The 24,935-nt window shown below is 46.2% G+C and carries 29 protein-coding genes and 1 tRNA gene; 25 read left to right on the top strand and 5 right to left on the bottom strand.

The window, feature by feature from the left end:
* From Q8O20_RS05940 to Q8O20_RS05985, 10 genes are all read left to right on the top strand, one after another.
* Positions 1 to 259 (top strand): P-II family nitrogen regulator (locus Q8O20_RS05940; protein ID WP_305530406.1); only part of this gene is annotated, 259 nt, incomplete at its 5' end.
* Positions 260 to 351: 92 nt separating this feature from the next.
* Entirely contained in the window at positions 352 to 1,530 is a 1,179-nt protein-coding gene (locus Q8O20_RS05945; RefSeq protein ID WP_305530407.1) for an ammonium transporter, read from the top strand.
* A 122-nt stretch (positions 1,531 to 1,652) separates the two neighbouring features.
* Positions 1,653 to 3,023: a phosphomannomutase/phosphoglucomutase gene (locus Q8O20_RS05950; protein WP_305530408.1), complete on the top strand. Its 1,371-nt coding sequence runs from the start codon at positions 1,653 to 1,655 to the stop codon at positions 3,021 to 3,023.
* Between the two features lie 2 nt (positions 3,024 to 3,025).
* Positions 3,026 to 4,033: a dihydroorotase gene (gene pyrC, locus Q8O20_RS05955; RefSeq protein ID WP_305530478.1), complete on the top strand. Its 1,008-nt coding sequence runs from the start codon at positions 3,026 to 3,028 to the stop codon at positions 4,031 to 4,033.
* Complete coding sequence (locus Q8O20_RS05960) at positions 4,023 to 4,679, top strand: response regulator transcription factor (protein WP_305530409.1); 657 nt, start codon at positions 4,023 to 4,025, stop codon at positions 4,677 to 4,679. Before pyrC ends, Q8O20_RS05960 begins: the two co-directional genes overlap by 11 nt.
* The gene (locus Q8O20_RS05965; RefSeq protein WP_305530410.1) at positions 4,651 to 5,514 is read left to right on the top strand and encodes a HAMP domain-containing sensor histidine kinase; all 864 of its coding nucleotides are present in this window, start codon (positions 4,651 to 4,653) and stop codon (positions 5,512 to 5,514) included. Before Q8O20_RS05960 ends, Q8O20_RS05965 begins: the two co-directional genes overlap by 29 nt.
* Positions 5,507 to 5,956 carry a TonB-system energizer ExbB gene (gene exbB / locus Q8O20_RS05970; RefSeq protein WP_305530411.1) on the top strand — a complete coding sequence of 150 codons (450 nt, stop codon included), beginning with the start codon at positions 5,507 to 5,509 and terminating at the stop codon, positions 5,954 to 5,956. Before Q8O20_RS05965 ends, exbB begins: the two co-directional genes overlap by 8 nt.
* Positions 5,957 to 5,959: 3 nt before the next feature.
* The gene (locus Q8O20_RS05975) at positions 5,960 to 6,349 is read left to right on the top strand and encodes a biopolymer transporter ExbD (protein ID WP_305530412.1); all 390 of its coding nucleotides are present in this window, start codon (positions 5,960 to 5,962) and stop codon (positions 6,347 to 6,349) included.
* Between the two features lie 2 nt (positions 6,350 to 6,351).
* Positions 6,352 to 7,044, top strand: a complete 693-nt coding sequence (locus Q8O20_RS05980; protein ID WP_305530413.1) for a 2OG-Fe(II) oxygenase — start codon at positions 6,352 to 6,354, stop codon at positions 7,042 to 7,044.
* 39 nt (positions 7,045 to 7,083) lie between these two features.
* Positions 7,084 to 8,064, top strand: a complete 981-nt coding sequence (locus Q8O20_RS05985) for a DUF475 domain-containing protein (RefSeq protein WP_305530414.1) — start codon at positions 7,084 to 7,086, stop codon at positions 8,062 to 8,064.
* On the opposite strand, the gene Q8O20_RS05990 is transcribed toward Q8O20_RS05985, so the two are convergent.
* The 3 genes from Q8O20_RS05990 to groES all read right to left on the bottom strand — a co-directional run bounded on the left by Q8O20_RS05990 (position 8,061) and on the right by groES (position 10,357).
* The gene (locus tag Q8O20_RS05990) at positions 8,061 to 8,348 is read right to left on the bottom strand and encodes a hypothetical protein (RefSeq protein WP_305530415.1); all 288 of its coding nucleotides are present in this window, start codon (positions 8,346 to 8,348) and stop codon (positions 8,061 to 8,063) included. The genes Q8O20_RS05985 and Q8O20_RS05990 overlap by 4 nt on opposite strands.
* Positions 8,349 to 8,456: 108 nt before the next feature.
* Positions 8,457 to 10,085, bottom strand: a complete 1,629-nt coding sequence (gene groL / locus Q8O20_RS05995; protein ID WP_304741903.1) for a chaperonin GroEL — start codon at positions 10,083 to 10,085, stop codon at positions 8,457 to 8,459.
* Positions 10,086 to 10,096: 11 nt separating this feature from the next.
* Positions 10,097 to 10,357, bottom strand: a complete 261-nt coding sequence (gene groES, locus Q8O20_RS06000) for a co-chaperone GroES (RefSeq protein WP_304741901.1) — start codon at positions 10,355 to 10,357, stop codon at positions 10,097 to 10,099.
* A gap of 205 nt (positions 10,358 to 10,562) precedes the next feature.
* Here groES and Q8O20_RS06005 point away from each other — a divergent pair.
* The 9 genes from Q8O20_RS06005 to Q8O20_RS06045 all read left to right on the top strand — a co-directional run bounded on the left by Q8O20_RS06005 (position 10,563) and on the right by Q8O20_RS06045 (position 19,831).
* Positions 10,563 to 10,639: transfer RNA gene (locus Q8O20_RS06005), tRNA-Met, on the top strand.
* Positions 10,640 to 10,751: 112 nt separating this feature from the next.
* On the top strand, positions 10,752 to 12,518 hold the full coding sequence (locus Q8O20_RS06010; RefSeq protein ID WP_305530416.1) for a proton-conducting transporter membrane subunit: 1,767 nt from the start codon (positions 10,752 to 10,754) through the stop codon (positions 12,516 to 12,518).
* Entirely contained in the window at positions 12,515 to 13,333 is an 819-nt protein-coding gene (locus tag Q8O20_RS06015) for a complex I subunit 1 family protein (protein ID WP_305530417.1), read from the top strand. The genes Q8O20_RS06010 and Q8O20_RS06015 overlap by 4 nt, the downstream gene beginning before the upstream one ends.
* The gene (locus Q8O20_RS06020) at positions 13,330 to 13,860 is read left to right on the top strand and encodes an NADH-quinone oxidoreductase subunit B family protein (protein ID WP_305530418.1); all 531 of its coding nucleotides are present in this window, start codon (positions 13,330 to 13,332) and stop codon (positions 13,858 to 13,860) included. The genes Q8O20_RS06015 and Q8O20_RS06020 overlap by 4 nt, the downstream gene beginning before the upstream one ends.
* Positions 13,847 to 14,191 carry an NADH-quinone oxidoreductase subunit C gene (locus Q8O20_RS06025; protein ID WP_305530419.1) on the top strand — a complete coding sequence of 115 codons (345 nt, stop codon included), beginning with the start codon at positions 13,847 to 13,849 and terminating at the stop codon, positions 14,189 to 14,191. The genes Q8O20_RS06020 and Q8O20_RS06025 overlap by 14 nt, the downstream gene beginning before the upstream one ends.
* Positions 14,188 to 15,273 carry a nickel-dependent hydrogenase large subunit gene (locus Q8O20_RS06030; protein ID WP_305530420.1) on the top strand — a complete coding sequence of 362 codons (1,086 nt, stop codon included), beginning with the start codon at positions 14,188 to 14,190 and terminating at the stop codon, positions 15,271 to 15,273. The genes Q8O20_RS06025 and Q8O20_RS06030 overlap by 4 nt, the downstream gene beginning before the upstream one ends.
* 9 nt (positions 15,274 to 15,282) lie before the next feature.
* The gene (locus Q8O20_RS06035; RefSeq protein ID WP_305530421.1) at positions 15,283 to 15,714 is read left to right on the top strand and encodes a 4Fe-4S dicluster domain-containing protein; all 432 of its coding nucleotides are present in this window, start codon (positions 15,283 to 15,285) and stop codon (positions 15,712 to 15,714) included.
* Positions 15,715 to 15,717: 3 nt separating this feature from the next.
* Positions 15,718 to 18,147, top strand: coding sequence for a hydrogenase small subunit (locus tag Q8O20_RS06040; RefSeq protein WP_305530422.1), 2,430 nt, complete (start codon positions 15,718 to 15,720; stop codon positions 18,145 to 18,147).
* Positions 18,137 to 19,831 carry a nickel-dependent hydrogenase large subunit gene (locus tag Q8O20_RS06045; protein WP_305530423.1) on the top strand — a complete coding sequence of 565 codons (1,695 nt, stop codon included), beginning with the start codon at positions 18,137 to 18,139 and terminating at the stop codon, positions 19,829 to 19,831. Before Q8O20_RS06040 ends, Q8O20_RS06045 begins: the two co-directional genes overlap by 11 nt.
* A 20-nt stretch (positions 19,832 to 19,851) precedes the next feature.
* On the opposite strand, the gene Q8O20_RS06050 is transcribed toward Q8O20_RS06045, so the two are convergent.
* Positions 19,852 to 20,241, bottom strand: a complete 390-nt coding sequence (locus tag Q8O20_RS06050; RefSeq protein WP_305530424.1) for an Hpt domain-containing protein — start codon at positions 20,239 to 20,241, stop codon at positions 19,852 to 19,854.
* An 18-nt stretch (positions 20,242 to 20,259) separates the two neighbouring features.
* Positions 20,260 to 20,670 (bottom strand): PleD family two-component system response regulator, encoded by a 411-nt coding sequence (locus tag Q8O20_RS06055; RefSeq protein ID WP_305530425.1) that lies wholly within the window; start codon positions 20,668 to 20,670, stop codon positions 20,260 to 20,262.
* Between the two features lie 172 nt (positions 20,671 to 20,842).
* Between Q8O20_RS06055 and Q8O20_RS06060 the strand changes: the two genes are divergently transcribed.
* The 6 genes from Q8O20_RS06060 to Q8O20_RS06085 all read left to right on the top strand — a co-directional run bounded on the left by Q8O20_RS06060 (position 20,843) and on the right by Q8O20_RS06085 (position 24,893).
* A complete protein-coding gene (locus Q8O20_RS06060; protein ID WP_305530426.1) occupies positions 20,843 to 21,436 on the top strand; it encodes a TetR/AcrR family transcriptional regulator in 594 nt (197 codons plus the stop codon).
* Positions 21,417 to 22,313 carry a hydrogenase gene (locus tag Q8O20_RS06065; protein ID WP_305530427.1) on the top strand — a complete coding sequence of 299 codons (897 nt, stop codon included), beginning with the start codon at positions 21,417 to 21,419 and terminating at the stop codon, positions 22,311 to 22,313. The genes Q8O20_RS06060 and Q8O20_RS06065 overlap by 20 nt, the downstream gene beginning before the upstream one ends.
* Positions 22,300 to 23,595, top strand: a complete 1,296-nt coding sequence (locus tag Q8O20_RS06070) for a nickel-dependent hydrogenase large subunit (protein WP_305530428.1) — start codon at positions 22,300 to 22,302, stop codon at positions 23,593 to 23,595. The genes Q8O20_RS06065 and Q8O20_RS06070 overlap by 14 nt, the downstream gene beginning before the upstream one ends.
* Before the next feature lie 46 nt (positions 23,596 to 23,641).
* Entirely contained in the window at positions 23,642 to 23,818 is a 177-nt protein-coding gene (locus Q8O20_RS06075; RefSeq protein WP_305530429.1) for a hypothetical protein, read from the top strand.
* 65 nt (positions 23,819 to 23,883) lie between these two features.
* Entirely contained in the window at positions 23,884 to 24,285 is a 402-nt protein-coding gene (locus Q8O20_RS06080; RefSeq protein WP_305530430.1) for a hypothetical protein, read from the top strand.
* A gap of 2 nt (positions 24,286 to 24,287) precedes the next feature.
* Positions 24,288 to 24,893 (top strand): pentapeptide repeat-containing protein, encoded by a 606-nt coding sequence (locus Q8O20_RS06085; RefSeq protein WP_305530431.1) that lies wholly within the window; start codon positions 24,288 to 24,290, stop codon positions 24,891 to 24,893.
* The last annotated feature ends 42 nt before the right edge of the window (positions 24,894 to 24,935 follow it).

Here is a 24,935-nt window from a genome sequence, read left to right on the forward strand (position 1 = left end):
AATGACGGTAAGTGAAGTAAAAGGATACGGACGACAAAAAGGGCACAGCGAGTTATATCGCGGTGCAGAATATGTCGTAGACTTTCTTCCTAAGATTAAAATGGAGATGGTGGTTGATGACGCGATGGTAGATCAAGTGGTTAATACTGTTGTGGAAGCGGCACGAACCGGGAAAATCGGTGACGGTAAAATTTTCGTCAGTGACATCAGCAGAATCGTCCGTATCCGTACGGGTGAAACAGACATAGAGGCAATTTAATCCGATTGATTAAAAATTAATCAATCGTTCTTCTTCAATCCATTTATATGAATATATAATGCACACCTTTATTCTTGAACTAAAGGTGCTGCATGGATACTGCATACGTAATTGACACCCTCTTTGCCCTCTTCTCGATCACACTTATTATCTTAATGGTTCCCGGTTTTGCGATGCTTGAAGCAGGTTTGGTGAGAACCAAGAATGTCTCCAGCGTGTTGACCGTCAACGTTATGATTTATGCGGTGGCCTCTATGGCATTTATTTTGGTCGGATTTCATTTGGCATTCGGAGACTTTCACTCGAGTACGATGAGCCAATGGGCATTTTTTATGTTCCAGATGGCTTTTGTCGGAAAAGCGATCAACATTATGAGCGGCGGGGTGGGTGAACGTGCCCGCCTTTTACCGTTAACCCTTTTTACCGTGATTATGGGTGCGTTGATCTATCCGACGGCAGTCAATATCAGCTGGGGAAGCGATTGGATCAAGGATACTATTTTTGATTTGAACTTTGTCGATTTGGCGGGTTCAACCGTTATCCATTCAACGGGCGGATGGGCATTGCTTGCCGCTATTTTAGTGATTGGATCGCGTAAAGGACGTTATGTCGGCAATCAAATCCGCGTTATCCCCGCATCGAATATCCCTTTGGTCGTTTTAGGAGCGATGTTACTGTGGATCGGATGGTTTGGATTTAACGGCGGTTCCGTTGGTGGTATTTCGACGAAAGAGTTGGCGGACAGCGTAGCATTAACGGTATTTAATACAAATACGGCGGGGCTTGCGGGAGCAATTTCAGTTGGGGTATTGATTTATATCCGTTATAAACTTTTTGATATTACCATGATTCTCAATGGTGCACTGGGAGGGCTCGTTGCGATTACGGCAGGCCCTCATTTATATACGACTTTGGATGCGATTACCATCGGTGCTATCGGTGGGGCTTTGGTCGTGTTGGCTGTACCGTTGTTTGACCGTTTCCGCATCGATGATCCGGTCGGGGCATTGTCGGTTCATTTGGTCAACGGCATTTGGGGGACACTCGCAGTGGGGATTTTTGCCGCGGATTATGCAAACGGTATAACATTCCTAAACCAGCTTAAAGGGGTTGGGGTGATGGCGGTGTTTGTCTTTAGCGTATCATTTAGTATTATTTACCTTCTGAATAAAGTTATACCGTTCCGTGCTTCGGATGAAGATCAGGTTCAAGGGCTGGATGTCAGCGAATGCGGACTTGAAGCATATCCGGAATTTAAACGCGCCATTTAATACCCTCTTAACACTGTTGTAACACTTCTTCACTATTCTTCCTTTGGGGCTTTTTGCCCCGCAAAAGACTCTTTTAACCACCACGTTGTATAATTTGTTAATGTTGCTTGAAAAGGGAAAATATGTCTATTTATCGTGAGTATGATATCCGTGGAATTTTTGAAAAAGAGCTCAATGACGCGAATGTTACCCGTTTAGGGTATGCGTTGGCGGAAGAGATGCGTGAATTTGGCGACTATGTTGCGGTCGGTTATGATGCCCGTTCCCACTCTCCTGTTTTGTTTGAATATCTTACTGCTGGTTTGAATGCCGGAGGGATGAAAGTTCTGGGGATGGGTATGGTACCTACTCCCGTCAACTATTTTTGCAATTATCAAGAATTCGATGGGGTAACACCTTGTGCTTCGGTAATGATTACCGGTTCACACAATCCGAGCGAATACAATGGATTTAAAATTACTATCAACAAAGCACCATTTTTTGGAGAGCAGATTTATACGTTAGGACGTAAAATCGATGTAATGGAGATGCCAATTAAAGTCGAACGTCACGTGGTAGAAATTGATGCACTAAGCCGCTATAAACGCTTTATGGTTGAGTCATTTGGTCACTTGCGCGGAATGAAAGAACGGATTGTGTATGACTGCGGCAACGGAGTCGCTGGATTGGCGGTTGAGGAAATTTTCAAAGAGCTAGAACTCACTACCAAAGGGATATATGTCGAGCCGGACGGTACTTTTCCGAACCACCATCCCGATCCGAGCGAAGAGCACAACCTCGAAGATATTAAAAAACTTCTAGCCTCAGAGGGGGATATTGCGTTTGCGTATGACGGTGATGCTGACCGTATTGCCGTATTGACCCCGCGTAACAACATCAAAGGGGACATGATGGCGTTGCTGTTTTCCCTCAAGATGAAAAATCCGATCGTTATCGGTGAGGTGAAATGCTCACAAGTGATGTACGACACGCTCACTGAACGGGGTGCGACGGCGGTGATGTATAAAACGGGTCACTCCAATCTCAAAGTGAAAATGAAAGAACTTCATGCCGATTTGGCGTGCGAAGTGAGCGGACATGTCTTTTTTGCCGACCGCTATTTCGGGTATGACGATGCGATTTATGCAACGTTGCGTATGCTTGAACTCATTCACGAAGGGGTTGATTTGGATGCCGAAATCGCCAAACTTCCGCATGTCTTTTCGACTGAAGAGATTAAAGTGAAAACGACGGAGCAGGAAAAATTTCCGTTGATGGCAAAACTGAAAGAGTTACTCCAAACTCCTCCGGCATCGTTTCCGCCTATCAAAGCGATAATCGATGTAGACGGAGTAAGGGTTATTTTTGATAAAGGGTGGGGACTGGTGCGAGCGAGTAATACGACTCCGGTATTGGTAACCCGTTTTGAATCAACGGAGCAAGCCGAAGCGATTCGGTATGAAGAAGCGCTGAACGGCCTCATCCAAGAAGCACAGAAGCAGTTGAAGGCCTAATGATGAAATCGATTACCTTAACCATGCCGCTCGATATGCATCTTCATCTTCGTGACGGTGAGATGTTGGAGACGGTAGCGCCCCTCACCTCATACAGCTTCAGCGGTGCGCTTGTGATGCCCAACCTTGTCCCGCCTGTAACGACGTTAGAAGCGGTGAAAGAGTATAAAAAACGGATCAAGCACGCGATCGGTCGGGATGATTTCGAGCCCTATATGACCCTCTTTTACCAAAACTACAGCAGGGTCTTTTTGGAGAGTGTTCAGGATGAGATCACCGCGATCAAACTCTACCCGAGCGGTGTGACGACGAACTCAGAGGGGGGAGTGGCGAGTTTTGATATCGACTCTATGCGCGAAACCCTCGAAGCGATGTCTGATTTGGGAATCGTCCTCTCGGTTCACGGTGAGACCAACGGATTCGTAATGGATCGTGAGGCGGAGTTTATGTCGGTTTATGAGATGCTTGCATCCCATTTTCCGAAGCTCAAAATCATTATGGAGCATATCACGACCGCCGATGCAGTCGCTATGCTGGATCGTTATGAGAATTTATATGCGACGATTACCGTTCACCATCTCATCATTACTCTCGATGACGTAGCGGGTGGGATGTTGCGTCCCCATCTGTTTTGCAAACCGATTGCCAAACGCCCCGAAGATCGTGCCGCTCTTTTGAAAGTGGCCCTCGAAGCCCATCCGAAAGTGATGTTCGGTTCCGACTCCGCACCGCACCCGAAACATGCCAAAGAATCATGCGGATGCGGAGCAGGGGTCTTTACCGCTCCTATCGCATTGCAGCTGCTGTGCGAGGTGTTTGACGCGCATGATAAACTCGATAACCTCCAAGCCTTTGTGAGTGATAACGCGCAACGTATCTACGGTATCTGTGCCGAGTTTAAAGAGGTGGTCTTAGTAAAACATGACTTCGTTGTTCCTGATATCTACGGCAGTGTCGTGCCGATGCGTGCAGGTGAAATTTTAAAGTGGACCTTAGAGCGTGTCGACTAAGATTTTGCTTTTAGAGGACGATTTGCTCTTTGGTGAATCGATCGTGGATGTACTGGAAGAGGAGGGTTTTGAAGTGGTGCTGTGCCGCAACGGCCAAATCGCCCTCGATGAAACTTATAAAAATCATTTTGATCTCTATCTTCTTGACATTAACGTCCCTCTAATTGATGGGTTGTCACTCCTCAAAGAGTTACGCCGTGCCAATGACCGTACCCCGACAATCTATCTTTCTTCTCATCAAGAGATTGAAACCCTCTCTCATGCATTCGAGATAGGGGCGGATGATTATCTCAAAAAACCGTTTAACACCGACGAACTTCTTGTTCGGCTTCATGCATTGCTGCGTCGTAGCAAAGGGAAAGGGCGCCACTGTGTCGGTGAACTCTGTCTTGATGAACTGCACAAATGCGTTCTTATGGAGGGTAAAGAACTCTCTCTTTCGTTGAAGGAGTATCAGCTGATGGCACTCTTTATCCGAAATGCCGGAGAGATTGTCACCAAAGAGATGATCATGGACACCCTTTGGAACCCCTCTGAAATGATTAGCGATGGGGCGATACGGGTCTATATTAACCGCCTCAAGCAAGAGATAGGAGCTGATCTGATCGTCAATATCCGTGGAGTGGGGTATCGTCTTGTTTCGTAATGTCGAAATTGCTTTGGCCTCGCTGTATGTGACTACGACAGGTGTGTTAATAGCCGGAATTTATTACGTTCATCAGGTATTGGGCGTAGAGCAGTGGGGGATCATTGCCTTTCTATCGTTGATAATGACTCTTGTAGTTGGGGGGATTTTGGCGAAAATCGCCATTACCCCTCTAAGGGAGCATTTTTACCATTTAGAGCGGTTCTCCAAAGAGACGCTTCATGAACTGAATCTACCGATTAACACGATTACTGCCAATGTCCAAATGTTGCGCAAATCTCACAGTGATGAAAAAAGTCTAAAGCGGCTGGAGCGGATCGAGATTGCGGCAGAGATGTTAAAAGAGCGTTACAATGAACTCGATTATATGATCAAAAAACAGAGTGAGCGGGAGAGAATCGAACATTTTGATTTAGCTCAAGTGATCGAAGAGCGATTGGTATTTCTGCGCTCTCTTTATCCTTCTGTGACGTGGAATGTATCAGTTGCGTCTTATGCCGTCAACTGCGATCGGATCGGATTGGGAAAAGTTATTGATAATTTAATCGAAAACGGGGTGAAATATTCACCGAAAAACCCTATAATCACGATCACACTTCACGAAAATACGGTCAATATTTGCGATAATGGAATCGGGATGGATGAGATCACCTTGATGCACATTTACGATCGCTATTACCAGAATGATTCGACGATGGCCGGTTATGGGATCGGTTTGAATTTGGTGAAGCGCTATTGTGACCGTTACGGTATTGCACTGCATATCTCTTCTCACATTAACGAGGGGACTTGTGTCAAACTTGAATTTAAAAAAAGGGGAATAGTAAATGGATAACAGTTGGTTGGAATTTGCACATTCGGCGGTAGATTACGGGATTATCGGGATTTTAGTGATTATGAGTGTGGTCTCTTTATGGCTTTTTATTGAGCGTCTTATGGCGTACGGTTCAGTTCGTATCAGTGATTATGATACGAAAGAAGAGTTAGAACTTGATCTAGGAAATAACGTTAGTACGATTGCAACCATCGGGTCAAATGCTCCGTATGTGGGACTTTTGGGAACCGTATTAGGGATTATGATTACCTTTTATTCGCTCGGTGATGTTGGAGCCGTTGATCCTAAAAAGATTATGACAGGTCTGGCCTTGGCACTTAAAGCGACTGCAATGGGGCTTGTAGTGGCAATCCCTGCAATCGTGTTTTATAATATTTTGCTTCGTAAAATGGAACGACTTATTACGTTATGGGAAATTGACGCCCGTAAAAAACAAGGATAAATCATGAAAATGAAACGGATCGATACGATCAACGTTATCCCTTTCATCGATATTATGCTCGTTCTTTTGGTGATGGTATTGACTACCGCGACGTTTATTAAGACGGGATTGATCCCCGTTGATCTCCCCGAAGCTAAAGGCTCCGCCGCAGAACATAAACCATCGGAACTAAAGCTTACCATCCAAAAAGACGGAACGCTGATGCTGGGTGATGAAAAAGCACCGATTACTCTAGCGGAGTTTGAACAGAAAGTGACAGAGGGTGGTAAAGAGATGACGGTTGTCCTCTATAGCGATAAAGAGGCGGCATTTCAAAACTTCGTGGGTGTTATGGATGTGTTGAAACGCCTTGGGCATGAACAGCTCTATATTGTGACCGATAAACAGAAATAATTATGCATCAAATTAGTAACTACGTCTATGCACGCGATGAGTTACTGGGGTGGGATATCCCTACCGCGCGCCTTCCCAACCCCTATCACGATTTTCCCTATATGGTTTTGGAGGGGGTACTCACTCCGGCCGAATGCCGCGCGATAACCGCTCATACACTATCGGATAACAAAGCAGTGCAGGCAGAGCTTCGCGGGCGTTCTCTTGATACTGCTATCCGTCGTACCGATATTCATACCCTCACTTCGGAACATCGAGCAGTATATGATCGCCGTTTTGATGCGGTTAGAGGTAAAATTGAGGAGTTTTTTGCCCTTTCTTTGAGCAAAGCAACCGATGTTCAAGTCCTTGGCTACGAGAGTGGGTCGTTTTATCTCAAGCACTCGGACGATTCAAGTGAGCTTCGTGATCGTGAGGGAAACATTGTAGGATTCAAACCAGTTGCCCCCGAGCGTAAACTCACGACCGTCCTTTTTACCACCTCTTATACTCCCCATCCAACCGATCAGGATCATTTCAGTGGCGGAGAACTGTTGTTCAACTATCTGTGTGACGAGTCAGGCATTACGATAACCCTTCGTCCCGAAGCGGGGGATATGGTCGTATTTTTGAGCAATCCCTATTTTTCCCATGAAGTCCTTAGCGTTCAAGATGGATATCGACTCAGTCTCGTTCAATGGCACGATTCTCTTTAATTCGGCTATAATTTCGCATCTTTTTTTAAGGGTGAAATTATGCGCTACTTTTACAGCTCGTTTGCAATTATGGCTATTGGTCTGATTGCGGCTTTTTACCTCGGCGGACTTGCCGCTATCTACATCACCTTTTTATTGATTGTCCTTGAAATCTCATTATCGTTTGATAATGCGGTGGTCAATGCCAAAGTGTTAGAGACGATGGACCCGATTTGGCAAAAACGGTTTATTATTTTCGGTATTCCGATCGCGGTTTTCGGTATGCGTTTGGTTTTCCCACTGGCAATTGTTTCGATTGTGACCGGCATGGGGATGATTGAGACTCTCCAAGTAGCGATGAATCAGCCAGATGAATACGAAAAAGTGCTCAAATCGACTGAATCAACCATTTTTGCTTTCGGGGGAGCATTCTTACTCATGGTCTTTTTAGACTTTTTCTTTGAAGAGCGGGATGTTAAATGGGTGACCTTTGTTGAGGGGTCCAAAATGATGGAAACTTTCTCAGGGGTTGCGAATATCGAGTTGATTACCGCCATTATGGTTGGTATCGGTTTAGGACACATTACACAGGATTTCGGTGTTGTTTTGGCATTTATGTATGGAGTTTTACTTCACTCACTACTGGGGATGTTGGATCATTTTCTCTCTTCCGATACGGTCAAAAGCGGAATCGCTGGATTTATCTATCTTGAAGTTCTCGATGCAAGTTTTAGTTTTGACGGAGTAATCGGAGCATTTGCCCTTACCAGCAACATCTTTATCATAATGATCGGGCTTGGTGTGGGAGCGATGTTTGTGCGGAGTATGACGATCTTTTTTGTCGAGCATAAAACGCTTTCACATTTTCGTTACCTCGAACACGGTGCCCATTACGCGATAGGTATTTTAGCGATTATTATGTTGATGAAAATCACGACCCATATCAGCGAAATGGTGACAGGGACTATCGGTATCGGATTAATTCTGATTGCCTTCCTTCATTCCGTATGGGAAAACAAAAAAGCAAACGAAATCGCTTAATCTTCTTTGCCGTCATTTTTGGCGGCATTCTCTTCTCTCTTTTTCAGTTTATAATATTTGAGTATCCCGTACACACTAATCAACATCCAAATCGATTCCATTAAAAACGATGCAAGATTCCAATCATACAGCAGTGAGATGATGATCAGCAATGCTCCTAGGGTATTTAAGACGGAGAAGCTTAAATCTTTTGCCTCCATTTTTTCAAGTTGCAAAAGCATATAGGCAACAATGATGACAAAGACGCCGAGTATACCAATAAGGTCGGTTAGTGATAATTGCATGGGCTATGTTCCGTTGAGTATTTAGTGAAGAAGTGTATCGAAGAAGGGTTAAAAGAGGGGGGTTAGTTCAGCAAAATGACACATAGGTGTCATTTTATAACGCTGAACTTACATCATACCGGGCATTCCACCCATACCGCCCATATCAGGCATTGCAGGTTTATCTTCTTTGATCTCGTGGATTGTTGCTTCGGTAGTGAGAAGCATACTTGATACCGACGTTGCGTTGGTCAATGCGACACGCTCAACTTTGAGAGGATCGATGATTCCCGCTTCGTACATATCGACATATTCGCCGGTTGCCGCGTTGAATCCGATGTTTTCGTTAGTAGCAGAAACGATCGTGTTGACGACAACACCCGCATCGTATCCCGCATTTTCAGCGATTTGTTTCACCGGAGCGGTGATTGCGCGGAGGATGATCTCCCATCCGATTTTTTGATCGCCGGTAAGGTCGTGTTTTACTTTTGCCGCCGCACGGATCAATGCCGCACCGCCGCCGATAACGATCCCCTCTTCAACTGCCGCTTTGGTTGCTGAGAGTGCATCGTCAACGCGATCTTTTTTCTCTTTCATTTCGGTTTCGGTTGCTGCTCCGACTTTGATAACCGCAACCCCACCTGCGAGTTTCGCAAGACGCTCTTGAAGTTTCTCTTTATCGTATTCGCTCGTTGTCGCTTCGATTTGGGTACGGATCTCTTTGATACGTGAGTTCACCGCATCTTTATCTCCAGCTCCGTCAACGATCGTTGTGTTGTCTTTGCTGATAACCACACGTGAGGCTTGACCGAGGTCTGCTACGGTTGCGCTATCGAGTGTACGTCCGATCTCCTCAGAGATGAGTTGTGCACGAGTGAGTACCGCGATATCTTGGAGCATCGCTTTACGGCGATCACCGAATCCCGGAGCTTTAACGGCAGTGATATTGAGTACACCGCGTAATTTGTTTACCACGAGAGTTGCCAACGCTTCACCCTCTACATCTTCTGCGATGATGAGGAGTGGGCGTGAGCTTTTTTGTACTTGCTCTAATACCGGTAAAAGGTCTTTGAGGTTTGAGATTTTTTGATCGAAAAGGAGGATAAACGGATGATCCAACTCAACGGTCATTTTTTCCGAATTATTGATGAAGTACGGGCTGAGGTAACCGCGGTCAAACTGCATCCCCTCAACAACGTCGAGTTCATCATTGATCCCTTTGGCTTCTTCAACGGTGATAACACCGTCACGGCCTACTTTATCCATCGCTTCGGCGATCATCGCACCGATACGCTCATCGGAGTTTGCAGAGATGGTAGCGACTTGCGCAATCTCTTTTTTATCGTTGATGATACGTGACGCGGCTTTAAGCTCTGCCAAAATCGCTTCGGTTGCTTTATCCATTCCCCGTTTTACTTCGATAGGATTTGCTCCCGCTGTGATGTTACGTAAACCCTCTTTGAAAATTGAGTTGGCAAGGATGGTCGCCGTAGTGGTACCGTCTCCCGCCTCGTCCGCCGTGTTAGAAGCAACCTCTTTAACGAGTTGCGCTCCCATATTCTCAAGCGGGTCTTTGAGTTCTACCTCTTTGGCAACCGATACACCGTCTTTTGTGATAAGCGGTGCGCCGTAACTGCGTTGGATAAGGACGTTACGACCGCGCGGCCCCATAGTCACTTTGACCGCATCGGTCAGTTTTTGTACTCCGGCGGCTAATTTATTGCGAGCGTCATCTGAATAGTGAATTTCTTTTGCCATAGTTGTTTCCTTTATTTAATAATTCCAAGTAAATCGTCGGTTTCGATAACCAAATAACCTTTTCCCTCTAATGTGAGTTCGTTTCCTGCATATTTTCCGAATACAACAGTATCTCCGGTAGAAACGTTTTCTACTTCAGTGCTAACGGCAACGACGGTACCTGACGAAGGTTTTTCCTTAGCGTTGTCGGGGATGATGATACCCGATGCAGTTTTGGTTGCCTCTTCGAGACGTTGAACCAAGACTCGTTTTCCAAGCGGTTGAAAGTTCATAGCATTTCCTTTTATGATGAGATTTTTATGTGCGGGATTGTACACGAGTTTGGGTTAATTGTCAATACTCTTAGTCATAGTGACTCAATAATAGTGAGCTTAAGTATAGCTAATAGTGTGAGTTAAATTTTTTACTTTATAATATTTTACTTTTAAAGCTTTTAATAAGTTAACCATCACTATAATTCCGGTCTTCCCAAAAGATGGCTGGGTAGCTCAGCTGGTTAGAGCGCTGGTCTCATAAGCCGGAGGTCGGGGGTTCGAGTCCCCCCCCCGCCACCATCTTTCAAAAAACAATCCCTCTACTTTACATTAGAAAAAAATCATTTCCGTAACATTTTTATACTATTCATTGTGATATAATAATCCAACAGCCGTTCCTAAAGGAAGACAGATGGATATGGTATTAACGCTTATTTTATTGCCTATTATAGCGTCGATTTTATTACTTATGCTCCCTAATCAGCGGGCTCAGTATGTCGTTATTACGGCGGTTTTATTTTTTCTTGGCATAGGTGCTTTTTCTCTTTATACCTCGATGGGGCTGTTGACGTTTCAACTTTCCCATACGATGAATTTAGCGATTGTTGCCGCCGATGTTCTCCTACTCCTCTTTTTTCTCTATCAAGGTAGAGTCTTTAACCACCCCAAAGTGATGGCACTTGCGGCTGTACAGTTGGTATTGTACGGATACATCGAGTTAATTGCCCCAGAATCGGGGTCGGCTGAGATTATGGTGGATAGTCTCTCGAAATTTATGTTTTTGATTATCAATGGAGTGGGGGGGATTATTGTCCTCTATTCTGTGAAATATATGGAGGATGAACCGGCCTCTCCTCTCAAAAAGCGTCTTTTCGTCGGGGGATTGCTGGTATTTCTCTCGGTGATGAATCTGATCGTGATCGCCAACTCGATTCTCCTCTTTTTCTTCCTTTTTGAAATGACGACCCTTGCATCGTATCTGTTGATCGCCTTTAGAGATGATGATGTGAGCCGTGCCAATGCCCTCAAAGCTCTCTGGATGAATCAGATCGGCGGGGTGGTCATTTTACTGGGAGCTTTGGTCGCTATCATCGGGTTTAAGACGGTGATGTTTGATACACTGTTACAAAGTTCGGGGGGGATGGTACTTTTCTCTATCGCACTTCTCTCGATGGCGGCACTGGTTAAGGGAGCCTCAATCCCGTTCGAGGGATGGTTGCTCGGGGCGATGGTCGCACCGACTCCTGTGAGTGCAATGCTCCATTCGGCGACGATGGTTAAAATTGCCCCTTATTTGATACTCAAACTTGCCCCTGCATTAGCCGTGAGTATGGTCGGGGGGATCATCTCGATCATCGGTGCGCTGGTATTTGTTGCCGCATCGTATTTGGCACTCTCACGCTCGGTGCTCAAAGAGATTTTGGGATACTCCACTGTGGCATTGCTAGGGCTCATGATGGCGTTGGCGGCTATCGGGAGTGAGGAGAGTATGAACCTTGCCATGGCGTTGATGCTCTTTCATGCCCTCTCCAAAGCGTTGCTGTTTCTCTCGGCGGGGGTGTTGGAGCGTCTTCATCACGCCAAAGATATTGAGGATATGAAAGGGATGGTGACGCGTTCCCCTAAAACGGTGGGCTTTATCCTTTTTGGGTTTGTCTCGTTGACCCTCCCGCCGTTCGGTCTGTTTATGGGGAAACTCTTTGCGATTAGCTCCATCGCCGCATTGCTCAAAGAACACCCTTCCAATCTGATCATCCTCCTCTCCCTGATCGTCGGAAGTGCTTTGATGGTACTCCTCTATTTTAAAGTGGCATCGGCTCTTCTTTCTGCCCCGTCCGATATTAGAGCTTCAGAGGCGATTGCGATCCCCAACGGTTTTAATGTTCCGTTGGTGCTGCTGAGTTTTTTTATTGTGATCGGGGCTCTCGGATATATTATGTTGCAGCACAATATCTTCGTCGTACTGTTGGCATTACCGATGCTCTTTGTCTTTGCACTCCCCACATTGATTCGTCGTATGGATCGGTATGATCGCTCACAGCCGTATCATTGCGGTGAAAAGGAATCCTTTAATGCCGCATTGGTCTATTATGAACCCTCCCTCAAGCTACAACGGATACTCTATTGGGGATTTGGGTCTCTTTTTGTCGCCGTAGCGATAGTAGGAGCGTTGTCATGATCTGGGTATGGATAGCACTTGCTCCGATTTTAGGGGGCTTGGTTTATGGGGGAGAGCGGGTGTTACGGGCTCGGATGCAACGTCGTCAAGGCCCTCCGATCTTGCAGCCGTTTTACGATATGTTTAAGCTCCTCGATAAGCGGACACTGATCGTCCACGCCCCTCATGCACTTCTTGCAGTTGCCCACTTCTTTGTTCTATGGTTCAGTGTCGCGGCGATCTTTTTGGGATGGAATCTTCTCTACATTATTTTTCTCCACCTCTTTGCTCAACTCCTCCTCATTTTAGCGGGATACAGCGTTCGCTCCGTCTATTCGCATATCGGATCAAACCGTGAACTGTTGATGGTAGTGGCGTATGAGCCGATACTGATTTTGGTGGCGGTGGGGTTGTATCTGGTGAGCGGGAGTTTCGAGGTTTCGCAGATCCTCAAATCGGGGGGGTATCTGACGCAACTGCCGCTGTTGTTTGCCGCATTACTGATGATTGTCCCGATCAAGGTGAAAAAATCCCCTTTTGATGTCGGCGAAGCCCATCAGGAGATTGTCGGCGGGGTCGAGATCGAGTACAGCGGGGTGTTTTACGAGTTTTTGTATATGTCGCGGTTTCTCGAATATATTTTTATCTACAGTTTTATTTACCTCTTCGGTGGGGAGTCCCATTGGCTTGGGGCGTTGTTGGTCGCGGGGGTCTTTTTGCTTGTCAACCTCGTTGATAATGCGACCGCCCGTGTCCGACCTGCGCAGATGGTGAAAATCATCTACACGGTTGCGATGGCTCTGGCGGTATTCAATCTCGCGGGGGTACTCTTATGAAATTCTTTACCCCTTTTCGGAAAAAATCGCCGTGGGTATTGCACTACAATGCCGGGAGTTGTAACGGCTGTGACATTGAAATCCTCGCTTCCCTCGCTCCCAAATACGATCTGGAACGTTTCGGGGTGATCAATACGGGAAATCCGAAGCAGTCCGATATTTTCCTCGTGACGGGTCCGGTGACCTATCGTTCCCGTGAGCGTCTCGTCGAGCTCTACTCCCAAATCCCTGAGCCTAAAGTGGTCGTGGCGGTCGGATCGTGCACGGCGACAGGGGGTGTGTTTCGGGGGATGTATAACGTCGAAGACGGGATCGATCGTTATATCCCCGTCGATGTTTATGTCCCCGGATGTGCCGCATCGCCGCAGCTGATTATTGATGCGTTGGTAAAAGGGTTAGAAGTGCTCGAAGCGAAAAGCAAAGAGATTGAAAAACCGTTCAAACTCTTCGGTGCAATCGAGACGATACATAATAAACTCAGCCGCCTGAACATGGCAACAAAGGTGGAACCTCATGCGAAAGATTGAAACGACACTCACGACGCTGTTGAGAGACATCGGAGCGTTTTACGAAGCGAAAAAATGGCATTTTCTGAGTGTCAACGGGATCGATTTGGGGGAGGGAAAAATTGAGCTCCAATGGATTTTTTCACAATATGGGGTAAAAGATGAAGTAGTGATCTATTATGCCCTGAGCGATTATGAAACTCCTGTCCCCTCGATTGTCACTCTGATCCCCTCTGCATTTATGGGGGAGCGGGAAATCGTCGATATGTTCGGGCTTTCCGTCGATGGGGCGGAGAGCGGACTTTATCTTGATAAAGATTCACTGGCACATCCGCTTAGGGGGGAATCATGAAAAAAACGATTCAAATCCCTTTGGGGTCACAGCATATTTCTCTGCTAGAGCCAATCCGTTTTAAATTTGAGTGTGAGAACGAAAAGATTATCGGGGTCGATGCCGATGTCGGATTCGTCCATCGCGGGGTGGAACTGGCGTGTACCCGTAGTTTTGAGTTCAAGCAGGTGGGGTATGTCGTTGCTCGTGTTTGCGGTCTCTGCGCTATTACCCACTCCCTCTCGTATACGTTAGCTGTCGAAAAACTGCTGGGATACGTCGCCAATGATCGGATCAAATATCTGCGTATGCTGATGGTGGAGTTGGATCGTATCCATTCACATATGCTCTGTCTCGCTCATACGGCGGAGAATGCTGGATTTGAAGCTCTCTTTATGCAGATTATGGGGGATCGGGAACTGATTATGGACGTTCAAGAGGCGATCAGCGGGAACCGTGTTCAGTTTGATTATATCTCCATCGGCGGGGTGAACCGTGATCTGACCCCCGAACTGGTGGCAATGATTCATAAAAATCTCGGAGTACTCACCAGTAAAATTGATGCGCTGATCGGATTGTTTGATAACAACTGGTCGCTCTCGCTGAAATACAAAGGGGTAGGGGTGCTGAGGTTGGAAGATGCGTATACCTACAATGCGCTAGGACCGTTGGCTCGCGCGGCAGGGTTGGCGACCGATGTTCGTGCCGAAACGAGTGATTTTCCCTACGAAGATATAGGGTACAAGATGATCCTTGAATCTAGCGGAGACATCCATGCGCGCAATTTTCTCCGTCTTCGAGAGATTGTGAACTCGATAACAATGTGTCAAAATATTGTGAATAACCTCCCAGTAGGAGAGATTCAGGAAAAGGCAAAAGGGAAACCAAACGGTGAAGCGGTAGTTCGCGTCGAAGCCCCGCGCGGAGAGCTTTTCTATCTGGTACGGGGGAGCGGTCAGAATATGCTGGATCGTGTTCGGATCAAAACTCCGACCTTTTCGGCGATTCCGGCTATGATAGAGGTGTTTAAAGGCGCTGAGTATGCCGATGCACCTGCCATCCTCGCCTCGTTCGATCCGTGCATGTCGTGTACGGCGAAGTAGGAGACTCAGATGTTTAAATCGATGCTAGAGGCATTTTTGAACCTTTTTAGACCCATTCGTACACTCAAGTATCCCGCCGAAGAGATTGTTTTGCCGAGCGGGTATCGGGGATTGATCGAATACGGGATAGATGCGTGTATCTTTTGTGATAAATGCGAGAAGGTGTGTCCTCCGGGAGCGATCCTCTTCTATCAAAATGAAGACGGGACGAAAACGTATCGCTATAATCCGTGGCTCTGCATCTACTGCGGCGAATGTGTCCGTGCCTGCCCCAAACCCGAAGAGGCGTTGTGGCAAAGCGAGACAAAACAACTCAGTGCCCTTAAAGAAGAGGGGGCGAATGAGGGGTGGTTCGTCTGGGAAGAGGCGTGTAAACAAAGCCGAGAAGCGTACGCGACCGCCAAAAAATCGGCTAAAATTCAAAACAAGAGTGAGGAGTAACGCATGCGCATTGTTATCGTAGGAGGCGGAATTGCCGCTGTCTATATTGCCAATACCCTTATGGAGAGTGCTCCTGAATCTGAGATTGTCATTGTCTCTGATGAAAAACACCCTCCGTATGATCGTATCCATCTGTGTAAGTTGGTAGAAGACTGCACATGTGTTGATTCGATTGAGCTGGAACTGCACCCGAAAGTGAAACTGGAACTGGATCAAAAAATCATCTCGATTGATCCCGCTCAAAAACGGGTTTTCAGTGAACATGCCGCATTTCACTACGATAAGCTCATTATCGCTACCGGATCGGTTCCCAAAACACTTTTTGACATTTCAGGGATTAAAAATGCGGCGACGTTTCGAAGTCAGAAGGATTGCGAAGCGATTGCGAAGGGGATGGTCGGAAAAAATGTGATCATCGTCGGGGCAGGGCCGATTGCGCTGGAATTGCTCGATACGTTGATGCGAAGCGATGCTCCGCAAAGCATTACCCTTCTGGTACGCAAAAACTATCTCTACTCCGAAGTAATCAGCCGTGAGGGGCTAGAACTGATTCGGGGTATTTTTGAAGCGGATAGCCGTGTAAGTATCCGATTCGGCGACCAAATCGTGGATAAAGAGGTTGAGGGAAATGTTATAACCAAAGTATTGACCAAGCAAGGGGAGATCGACAATCCGTTTATCATTTTCGGTGTCGGAATCGATCCCAATATCCCCTACGCGCGTGACCTCCTCGAATGTGACAAAGGTATTTTGGTAAATGAGAGGATGCGTACCTCGGATGAGAATATTTACTGCGTCGGCGAAGCGGCACAGTTACGTGAGGGGGGATTTATTGCCGGACGGGTCAAAGAGTGCACGATCCAAGCCGATGTCGCTATCGCGAATCTCCTAGGGACGGAGAGTAAAATATTTAAAGAAGAGGTCTCCATCGACGGACTCAAAGTGGGATCATTTTTGTTCGCCGATGTCACCGCGACCGATTTTAACCCTAAAGATAGTGAGAATGAAACGATTTTGATCACGCATGGGGATCGTATCGATCAGTATATCGTCAATAATGACAGGCTGAAACGCTTTATCGGGATCAACACTAATATCGATCTTCTCGCCCTTAAACGTTTGATTGAAACCGATGCGCCGATTGATGCGGCGTATCTCTATTCGAACCGTTTAATGTCCGAATACGGGAAACTCGTCTGTAGTTGTGAGGGGGTGCATGAACTGGAGTTAGTCGATATTATCCGTGAGAATGCAGTGACGTCGTTCGCTGAGCTCAAAGAACACTCGAAAGCGGGACGTACCTGCGGACGATGCAAACAAGATATCTGCGCGATTATCAGTGCAACCCCTGTCGATCCTGCTGAAGCGGCACGGCTTAAACAAGAGAAGCTCGATGCGGCTGCGGCGGCGGAATTGGCAAAAGTGCGTGCACGAATCGATAAATACAATACCCTTCATCCGAAAAATCAGTTGAATCCTGAGAATTTCCATGAGGCGTTGGAATCGTTTGAGATGAGTCGTGAGTTTAACCGTTGGGTTTCGATGATCACGGCATCGATGCATCTGCATCCGCAGTTCGAAGGGGTCGTGGAAGAGGGGGTGACGCAACTCAACAAAATTCCGATCATCTGGCTCGAACTCTCTGATTGTACGGGTAATTCGGAAGCGTTTATCAAAACCTCCCACCCCAAAGTGGACGATCTAATCCTCAAATACATTTCACTTGATTATCATGAGCTACTGATGGCGGCTTCGGGGGATCAATCGGAGTCCGCGCTGGAGAGTATACTCCATAACGACAGCGGTAAATATGTCTTGATCGTGGAGGGGGCGGTTCCTCTAGGGATGGATGGAAAATTTTTGCGGATCGGACCGAAGGGTGAGACGGGAGTCGATTTATTGCGTCGCGTCGCCAAAAATGCCGCAGCGGTGATCGCGGTGGGATCATGTGCCTATGATGGCGGTGTTGTCGCCGCCGCGCCTAATCCGACGGGTGCCGTTGGTGTGGCGGAAGCGTTAGATCGTAGCGATATTATCAACCTCCCCGGTTGTCCGACCAATCCGATCAATATCGTCGGAACCCTATTGCAGTACATTATGTTTGATGAGTTTCCGAAACTTGACAGTAAAAACCGTCCCGAATGGGCGTACGGCTTCCGCGTTCATGATAATTGCGAACGTCGAGGGCATTACGATGCCGATGAGTTTGTCCGTGAATGGGGCGATGAGGGGGCGAAGAAAGGGTGGTGCCTTTTTGAAATGGGGTGCAAAGGGCCATATGCCGATCTCAACTGCTCACTCGTGAAATTCAACGAGGGGACGAGCTGGCCGGTACAGGCGGGGCATGGATGTTTCGGCTGCGGTCAGGGAAAAATCGCGTTTGATCAATATGCGAATAATCGTAAATTACCGGAGGGTGAAAATGAGCACTAAAAAAATTGTAATTGATCCTATTACCCGTATCGAGGGGCATTTACGGATAGAGGTAGAGATCGATGAGAATAATGTCGTTACCGAGGCATGGGCTTCGGGACAGCTGTTTCGGGGGATCGAGACGATCTTAAAAGGGCGTGATCCTCGTGATTCGGGTTTGATCGCTCAGCGCATCTGCGGTGTCTGTACCAACGTCCATTATCGCGCTTCGATCAGTGCGGTGGAAGCGGCGTATGGGATCGAAATACCCCATAATGCCGAGATTATCCGTAACCTCGTTACCCTCTCCTTGTTCGTCCAAGATCATATTGTCCACTATTATCACCTCCATTCACTCGATTTCGTCGATATCACGAGCGCTTTGAGTGCCGATTGTGCACAAGCCGCCGAAGATGCGCAGATATGGTGTGAACACCCCTATCGCAACTCCGATGGGCATTTAGAAGCCATCAAAGAAAAGCTCGAAGGGTTTGTCAAAGCGGGGCGGTTGGGGCTCTTTGCGAACGGCTACTGGGGGCATGAGACCTATCGTCTAAGCCCAGAGGAGAATTTGGTTCATATGAACCACTATCTCGAAGCACTTCGGATACAGCGTGAACTCTCTAAAGCGGTAGCGATTTTTGCGGGGAAAACTCCCCACCCTCAAAATCTTGTCGTCGGAGGGGTGACAAGTGTTGCGGATATGCTCAATCCTCAACGCTTGAATGACTTTTTGTTTATCATTAAAGAGACGAGAGATTTTATCGAACGGGCGTATATCCCCGATATGCTGATGATCGTAAATGCTTACCGCGACTCGATTAAAGCGGGAGAAGGGCGAGCTGTCGGTAACTTTATGTGTTGCGGCGGATACCGAGCAGGCAAAGAGCAGCAACTCTTTGAGAACGGTGTGATTAAGGGGCATAATTTTGAGAATATAGCGCCGTTTGATTCGAGCAAAATTACCGAAGAGGCGTCACGCTCGTGGTATGAGAATGATGCACCCCTCTCCCCGTATGAGGGGGAGACAACACCGTTTTATACGGATTTGAATGAGGACGGCTCTCTCAAAACAGAGGGGAAATACACATGGATCAAAGCTCCGAGATATGAGGGTGAGGTGATGGAGGTCGGTCCGTTGGCGCGAATGATCGTCGGATACATCAAAAACTCTCCCGTTATCCGTCCTTATATGGAACGGTTTATGAAACGTTCCCATATGGAGTTGATTGATTTTTCTACCACAATCGGGCGTAATGCGGCGCGTGCGGTGGAAGCACAAATCTGCTGCGATTATCTGTTTGACACGATGAGTGATTTAATCGAAAATATCAAATACTACGATGAGACGACGTGGACGAAATACGTATTTGAAGAACTCCCGAGCGAGGCGAGGGGTGCGGGAATATTCGAAGTACCGCGCGGGGTATTGGGGCATTTTGTCCGAATCGAGGATGCGAAAATAGCCAACTATCAGGCGGTCGTCCCGACAACATGGAATGCTTCACCCAAGGGAGCCAAAGAGGGGCGCGGAGCGTATGAGGAGTCGTTGATCGGGATTAAACTTGCCGATCCATCCGCACCGTTAGAAGTATTACGCGCGGTTCACTCGTTCGATCCGTGTCTTGCGTGTGCGGTACATGTGATCGATGCAACGGGGAAAGAGTTAGCACACTATAAAGTTGCAAGTGAGTGCATGCTTTAATTTATAATAGAGTAGAAGTCCTATTGTAAGTTGGTCTGTGGACTCACTTCAGTAATTGCGAGGGATACTGTAATCTTTTTCATTATTTGTTTGAACTCTATTTCTAATGTTAGCAACACTTCATCCAGATGATCTCTCATAGGTTCCCTTAGTAGGAATTCTAAAGTTTCTGCATTATGAAAAAGCGTATTGGCACCGAAATTACCTGCCAATCCTTTGATGGTATGAGATTCTCTGATCGCAGTCTCTAAATCATTTAAAGCTATTGCCGTTTTGATGCGGGTAATTGCATCGGTTTGTGTTTCGACAAATCGTCCTAAAAGTTTGCGAAGCAATTTTTCATTTCCTGCCACTCTACCCAAAGCACTTTTAATATCGATCCCTTCTATATAAAGCGTATTATCCATCATATTCTCCTTGTCATAAATTTATTTTGCAATTACATCCCAACGTTTGATAAAGTCAGAAATTTTACAAAGGTTATGGACTCTATAGATTAGCTCATCGGGATCAAACGGTTTGGTTAGATAGTCATCAGCACCAGAATTCATAGCTTTTATGACGGACTCTTTGTCAGTTGATGCAGTGAGTGCCATTATGGGGATAAGTTTGGTAAAGCGCTGTGACTTGATTGTTGCTATCGCTAAAAACCCGTCATTATCGGGCATAACAAGATCCATGAGAATGACGCTAATTTTCTCTTTGTACTCTAGTGACATATTAATCGCTGTTTTTGCATCACCTGTTTTTAGTACGGTATAACCGAAATCTTCGAGTACGCTTCCGATCATCTCACGATTGATCTCTTCATCATCAACAATGAGAATAAGTTTTGACACCATAGATCCCTTTAAATTTGCATGCTAATTAAATATATTATAATAGAATATATTTAAACAAACATTGCGCTTAAATTTGTGAACATTCATTCAGGATAGTTTATGAAAGAGTGAACTTTAACTAGGTGTATTTGCTATAATTATGAAAACGAATGTATAGTAGGTAACAACATTGGCACGTCCCACAAAAGAAGAACGCAAAGTTTCGATTATGACAAAAGCATTGGAGCTATTCTCCAAAGAGGGATTTTATCAAACGACGATGCCCTCTATCGCTGAAAAAATCGGAATGAGTGTCGGGAATCTTTATAACTATTTTACCTCCAAAGAGATGCTTGCCAAAGATCTCATCCTCTACATCGCCAATATTCTAGGTGATGAGATCCGTAAAATCAATGAGAGTCCGATAAGTACACAGGAAAAGATTGAAGCGATCGTCCACATGTATTTCCGTATCGCCAAAGATCGACCTGAGACGATCGAGTATTTTTTACGGGTCTACCTCTCCAATCGGGAAGTATTTCAGAACTGCTGTGAGGGGATGATCTGCGTCTCCGCTTTTGTAACGGAAATGATGATCTTCTTCGAAGAGGGTGTACGATGCGGTGAGTTGAGAGATCAGGATTTTTTCAGTGCGTTTGGTCTTTTCATGGGATATTTGGGGGGGATGGTGTTTATCAACGGTGAAAATATTCTCCCTAAACCGCTGGAGAGTTACGAGCATACCATTGCCGAAAATATCTACTATGCCCTCAAATCCCGCTAAACTCCGCGTCATTTGGCTACAGGGGATCACCTGCAACGGTAACACCCACTCTTTTTTAAACGATCCTTCGTTGGGAACACTTTTGGATTCGGTTGAATTTCTCCATCACCCGCTCCTCCCCTGTACTTTTACTTTGCAACAGTTGGTCAAAAAACTTCCCAAGTCCGATATCCTTATTTTCGAGGGAGCCTACAGTGCCTCTTTCGAGCGTGCCGGAATGGCGATGGAGAGCCTTTTGATGACACTGGCATTGAAAACGAAACATATTATCTCGATGGGGAGCTGTGCTAGTTTTGGCGGAATCTTTAAAGAGAATGATCCTGAACATATCAGCGGGATAGTGTTTGATAAAGAAAACGATAGTGGCCCTTTGCGGGATATGCGTAAAAAAGTGATTACCCTCAGCGGTTGTCCCGCCCATCCCAAATGGCTCAGTTTTACCATCGATATGATACGTTTTGATAAACCTATTGCGGTCGATGAATATCGTCGTCCGAAGGAATTATATGCCTATCTCGTCCATAACGGATGTCTGCGGAATGAGTATTTTGAATGGAAAGTGGACAGCGAACATTTCGGCACCAAAGAGGGGTGTCTGTTTTACGCCCAAGGGTGCCAAGGTCCCTTTACCCACGGCAGCTGCAATAAGATTCTTTGGAATGAGGTGAGTTCCAAAACCCGCTCAGGAACACCGTGTGTCGGATGTACCGAACCCACATTTCCCAAAAGGGAGCTTTTCACGACAAAAACGTACATGTCGATCCCCTCGGAGATGCCGATAGGAATACCGAAGCGGAGCTATCTGGCATTAGCGGGGGCGGCAAAATCGTTCCATATCAAACGGCTGGAAGAGAGGTTGATTGATGATCACACATGAACTGATTGAGCGGATCGAGGGGGAAGCGGTACTCGATTTTCAAACCGATAAAAGCGGAGCGGTTCAGGATGCGGCTATCCGATTCTTGCATTTTCGGGGGATGGAGGCGATTCTGGAAGGTCGCAATGCTCTCGATGCTCTGGTGATCACCCCCCGCGTCTGCGGTATCTGCGGTCATTCGCATCTGATCGCGACGGTCAAGATGATTGAAGATGCCTACCGTAATGCGGGAGTAGCGATCCGTATCAGTGATAAAGCAACCGCGATTCGTCAAATCACCCTCTCATGCGAACTGATCCAAAACCATATCAAATGGCTCTATCTTGTGATGCTCCATGAGAGCGGCAAGATGATGGGGGAAGAACCCACCGTTGCCCTTAAAGCACTCTATGTTTCGTCGCAGGTTAATCAGTTGTGCGCCCTTTTCAGCGGGCAGTGGCCTCATAGTTCGTATGCACTCCCAGGAGGAGTGAGCTGTGATCCGACCCACATCGAAGTAATGCAGGCGCTGAAAATTCTCTCCGATGTGGAGCGGTTTATCGAGGATGAGGTACTGGGGTGCACTCCTGAGGTGTTTGAGCAAGCGATGAGGGATAATGAAGTTCTGAGTCTTAGCGGGGATTTTGGAACCGTATTGCGTAATTTTGAGCGGTTGAAAGTATTGGATACGGGGAAAAGTCACGGCCGATTTTTGGTTCTGGGGGATAAGTCGGTAGCGATGGCAAACGGCATCCGAAACAGTGCCGACTTCGCGCTGGTTTCGGAAGATGATTCGCAAACCTTTGAACACGGCGGGAAAACGTATGCGAAAAATGCCCTCTACAACGGAGAATTTTACGAGGGGGGGCCTTTGGCACGAGCGCTGGTGCAGGAACGCACAGGAATCACTGATCTGTACCGCACCTATGGCGATAGTGCAATAATACGCTTAAGCGCCCGAGTCGCGGAAATGGTATCGTTATGCGCTCAGGTACGACAGCTCTTGACATCTCTTGATCTCTCTCAGCCTTCTTTTATACCCCCTCCCGCTATCGAGAGTATCAGCGCTGAGGGGATCGGGATTATTGAAGCCCCGCGCGGATCGCTGATTCACCGTGCAACCATCGAAAAAGGGAAAATAGTATCGTATTCGATTATCACCCCGACGCAGTGGAATCTCGGTAACGGAACAGCCTCAAATCTAGGAATAGCGCAAAAGGCGATGATCGGAGCCGAATCGATAGCCAAAGCGTCGCTGATCTTTCGCACCTTTGATGTCTGCTCGGTGTGTACGACGCATTAACGAAAATAAGTGTTATGATGAGTGAAAATTGTTAGTAAGGAATCCTATGGATGGGTACAATAGTAACGATATGAGCATAGTGGATATCTCTTCCGATAAACATGACTGTATCCATACACAGCTCAAATGTGAAGTTAAAGAGGCGATGGAGCAGATCGAGCGGGGTGAATACATGAGCATTGATGAAGCGTTTGATCGGGTGATTGTAAAATATGTTGATTAAGTCTTTCCCGTTCGCCCTGAGCGTGTCGAAGGGTGCTTGATGCAAAATATATATAATGGATTGAAATGGAACCAGTTACAACAATAAACGCAATTTTTTCTAGTATTAAGACGGCAACAGATATTGCTAAACTAATTAAGGATAGTAATACATCCCTAGAAGAAGCCGAAATTAAACTTAAAATGGCAGACCTTATCAGTACGCTTGCTGATATAAAAATTGAACTTTCAGAAGTACAAGTATCACAAAGAGAAAAAGAAGAAAAAATTTTAGAATTAGAAAAATTGCTTATCAAAAAAGATAAAATGAATTTTGATGGAAAGATGTATTGGATTGAAGAAGATAAAATTCCATATTGTAAAGTCTGTTTTGAAGAACATTTAAAATACCATCATTTAGAATATAACAATGGTCATTGGGGAACAAATTATTATTGTCGTATTTGTAATAATCGATATTACATTTAACCATGAAATTAGAATCCATCACCGACACCATGGACGTATTCGCCGAAAAATTCGAGAACGTAGATCTTCACGGCAAAAAGATCACCAAAGCCGAATTTGATGACTGCACCTTCGTCTCATGCGATTTCAGCGAAACCTTTTTTTCCTCTTGCAAATTTACCGAATGCCGTTTCGAAAACTGTAACCTGAGCTTGATGAAACTCACCAGCACTAAAATGAGCGATGTCGAGTTTGTCTCGTGCAAAATGATCGGGATCGATTGGACGATGGGGGATTGGAAAAGTTTGCTCAATGCCGATCCGCTCCGTTTTCGTGAGTGTATCCTCAACGACAGCAACTTTTTCGGTCTGAACTTAGAAGGACTTCTTATGAAAGAGTGCCGAGCCAAAGAGGTCGATTTCCGCAACGGAACCTTTCAAAAAGCCGATTTTTCGGGAAGCGATTTCAAAGGGGCGCTGTTTGGTAACACCCATCTCGAAGGTGCCAATTTTACCGACACGAGCAACACGATGATCGATGTACGCTCCAATCACCTGCACGGAGCGATATTCAACCGTTATGAGGCACTTTTTCTCCTCGAATCGATGGGGATCGTGCTCGTCGATTAAGATGAGCCTCTTTCCAATTTAGTCCTAAAATTAAACAACAAG

This window comes from Sulfuricurvum sp. (assembly GCF_030691015.1).
In the GTDB taxonomy this organism is placed as follows: domain Bacteria; phylum Campylobacterota; class Campylobacteria; order Campylobacterales; family Sulfurimonadaceae; genus Sulfuricurvum.